Source organism: Vicinamibacteria bacterium, from assembly GCA_035620555.1.
In the GTDB taxonomy this organism is placed as follows: Bacteria; Acidobacteriota; Vicinamibacteria; order Marinacidobacterales; family SMYC01; genus DASPGQ01.
Genome location: DASPGQ010000657.1, coordinates 1 through 2,909, shown reverse-complemented (window position 1 = coordinate 2,909; position 2,909 = coordinate 1). Strand labels below are relative to the sequence as shown.

At 64.8% G+C, this 2,909-nt stretch carries 2 protein-coding genes; one reads left to right on the top strand and one right to left on the bottom strand.

The annotated features are described in order from the left end of the window. Positions 1-92 precede the first annotated feature (92 nt). Positions 93-1,802 (bottom strand): cation:proton antiporter, encoded by a 1,710-nt coding sequence (locus tag VEK15_26655; protein HXV64309.1) that lies wholly within the window; start codon positions 1,800-1,802, stop codon positions 93-95. A gap of 87 nt (positions 1,803-1,889) precedes the next feature. Here VEK15_26655 and VEK15_26650 point away from each other — a divergent pair. Continuing rightward, positions 1,890-2,909, top strand: a 1,020-nt coding sequence (locus tag VEK15_26650) for an aminopeptidase P family N-terminal domain-containing protein (protein ID HXV64308.1), incomplete at its 3' end; no start/stop codon positions are given.

Below are 2,909 nucleotides of genomic sequence, written 5' to 3'. Positions count from 1 at the left end.
GGGGGCAAAGACGGTTCCACGAGCGTTATGGGCTCGTCATGCGCGCTCTGCCTCGCGAGAAGCTCGGCAAGATGCTCCGCGCCCGAACGCAGCTACGAAGCCATGGCTCCGGCGTTTCTCCACAAATAGACGCCCACGGCGGCGACGAGAAGGCAGAGTCCGAGGGCGACGTAAGGCCCCCCATAGATCGGACGCAGCACCGCGATCGACGGCAGGACCACCCCGAGCAGGACGCTCAACAAAATCAAGGCCCTGAGCGTGTGGCTCGCGATCCGCGTAGCCACCGCAGCGCCCCCCTTCGCCGAGGACAACAGGCTTTCACCCGCAAGCTTCGACAACGCGTTCGCGTTACGCACGAGCCCGGCGACGAGGGGTGCGGCCACGATCACGGCGAGGACGATCACGGCGATGTGACCACCTGCTGCGGAGGTGGACAGTCGGCTCGCGAACCACACTCCGCCCGAATCGTAGAGCGCTGCGGTCAGCGCGAAGACGATGTCGAGGGCCACCGCGTCGAACGCTATGGCCCGCAAGGCGCGCCCCACCTTTCGGCTGCTCCGAGGGTTATCGAGGGCCCGCCGCATCCTCCCCAGCCAGGACTCGTACATGCCCAGAAGCCACTGGGCGCGATGAGGCAGGAGCCGATCGACAGCCTGCACCCAGCGGGGCGCGGCAGCGAGCAGCAACGGAGTGGTGAAGGCGGTTCCGATTGCGACCGTCACGAGGATGGGCTGGAGAGCCACTTCGACCACGCCGGCACTCACCCCGATCGCGCCCAGGATGAATGCGAACTCTCCGATCTGCCCCAGGGCGAGGCCCGCGGTAATCGAGCGGCGCAGGCCGTTGCCCGACAGAATCCCGGCAACGGATACGGCGGCGAACTGGCCGACGACCACCACGAGGAAGACGAGGAGCGCCGCGGGCAAGCTCTCCATCGCCTGCCCCGGATCGACCGTCATCCCGATCGATACGAAGAAGATGGCGGCGAACATGTCACGAACCGATTGGACGCTCTTCTCGACAGCGGGCGAATGGCCAGACTCGGCGACCAGGATGCCGGCGAGAAACGAGCCGAGCGCGACCGAATAGCCGAGGCGTTCAGCGAGCACCGCGAGAACGAAGCACAGTCCGATGGAGAAGACCGTCAATATCTCCCCGCTCTTCAACTTTGCCACCGCCCGAATCGCGCGTGGCACGATGAGCATCCCGACGCCGAGCATCCCCGCAAGGGCTACGAAGAGCCAGCCCAGTGTCGCCACCAGATCGTTCGGATCCATCGTGCCCCCGGTCGCCACCGCGGTCATCAAGGCGATCAGCGCGATCGCGCCGACGTCCTGCAGGATCAGCACACCGAGCACCATCTCACGAACGTCGCGCCCAACGGGCTGCTGATCGAAAACCCGACTGACCACCATCGTGCTGGAAATCGCGATCGAGGCACCGAGAAAGGACGATTCGACAACGCTCCATCCGAGCACCCTCCCGAGAGAGAAACCCGCCCAGATCAACGCGCTCATCTGAAGCAGAGCCGTGAGCCCGGCGACGGGCAGCACCCGAACGAGCTTCGCCACGCGAAACTCGAGACCCAGCGCGAACATGACGAGAACCACGCCGAACTCGGCCATCGCCTGGATGCGCTCGGGATCCGCAAAGAACGGCAGCGGGATGTAAGGGCCGACGATGAGACCGGCGGCGAGGTAACCGAGTATGGATGGCTGATGCAACAGCCGGGCCACGACGCTCGTGACGGCGCCCACTCCCAACACCAGTGCTAGGTCGACCAGAAACGTGGGCTCGTGCACGCAAGAACGTTACCCGAGCGCGGCGACGAGCGCCAGTCAGGAACACGTCCTCGCCCTCGCAGCCAACGGTCGATAAGATAGCCGGGCATGAAGGTCGAGCGCTTTTTCCACGTGGCTCTCGAGGAAGTGGAGCTTCCCGATTTCGGTGAGCCCACGCTCGAGCCGAAACTGACGTCCGAGATCTACCGTAACCGACTCGAGGCCGCGCGGGCGCGGGCGAGCTCCGCGGGCCTCGACGTTCTCGTCATCTACGCCGACCGCGAGCACAGCGCCAACATGGCCTACCTCACGGGGTTCGATCCGAGATTCGAGGAAGCGTTGCTCGTTGTCTCGCATGACAGCACGCCGGTCATCGTGGTCGGCAACGAAGGCTGGGGTTACGTGGGCATCAGTCCCCTCGAGTTGAGACCGCTGCTCTTTCAGAGCTTCAGTCTGCTCTCCCAGTCTCGAAACGAAAGCCCCTCGCTGGCACGAGTTCTCGAGAGCGCGGGAATCTCGAGCGGTTCTCGCGTCGGCGTCGTGGGATGGAAATATTTCACCCAGCGGGAGAGCCGTGCTCCCGACCAATGGCTCGAGATTCCGAGCTACATCGCCGACACCCTCCGAGAAGTGGCCGGCGATCCGTCGCGGGTGAAAAATGCGAACGCGCTATTCATGAACGCCACGGATGGGCTTCGGGTCTCGAACGAGCTCGAGCAGCTCGCGGCTTTCGAGTACGCCGCTTGCCACACGTCGAGCGCCATCCGGAACGTCCTCTTCGGACTCGAGCCCGGTATGACGGAGTTCGAGGCGGTACGCCTCATGCGCCTCAACGGGATGCCCCTGTCCTGTCATCCGATGTTATCGAGCGGCCCCCGCGCCGCCATGGGCTTGCCCAGTCCGAGCTCTCGGGTCATCGAAAGAGGCGACCCTTTCACGACCGCCGTCGGCGTGTGGGGCGCCCTCAACTGTCGCGCCGGCTTCGTCGTCGAAGACGAAACCGACCTTCCCCGAGGAGCGCGGGACTACGTGGACAAGCTCGTCGCTCCCTACTTTCGCGCCATCGTCTCCTGGTACGAAACAATCGGCATCGGCGTCCGCGGCGGAGAGCTCTTCGACGTCATTCAG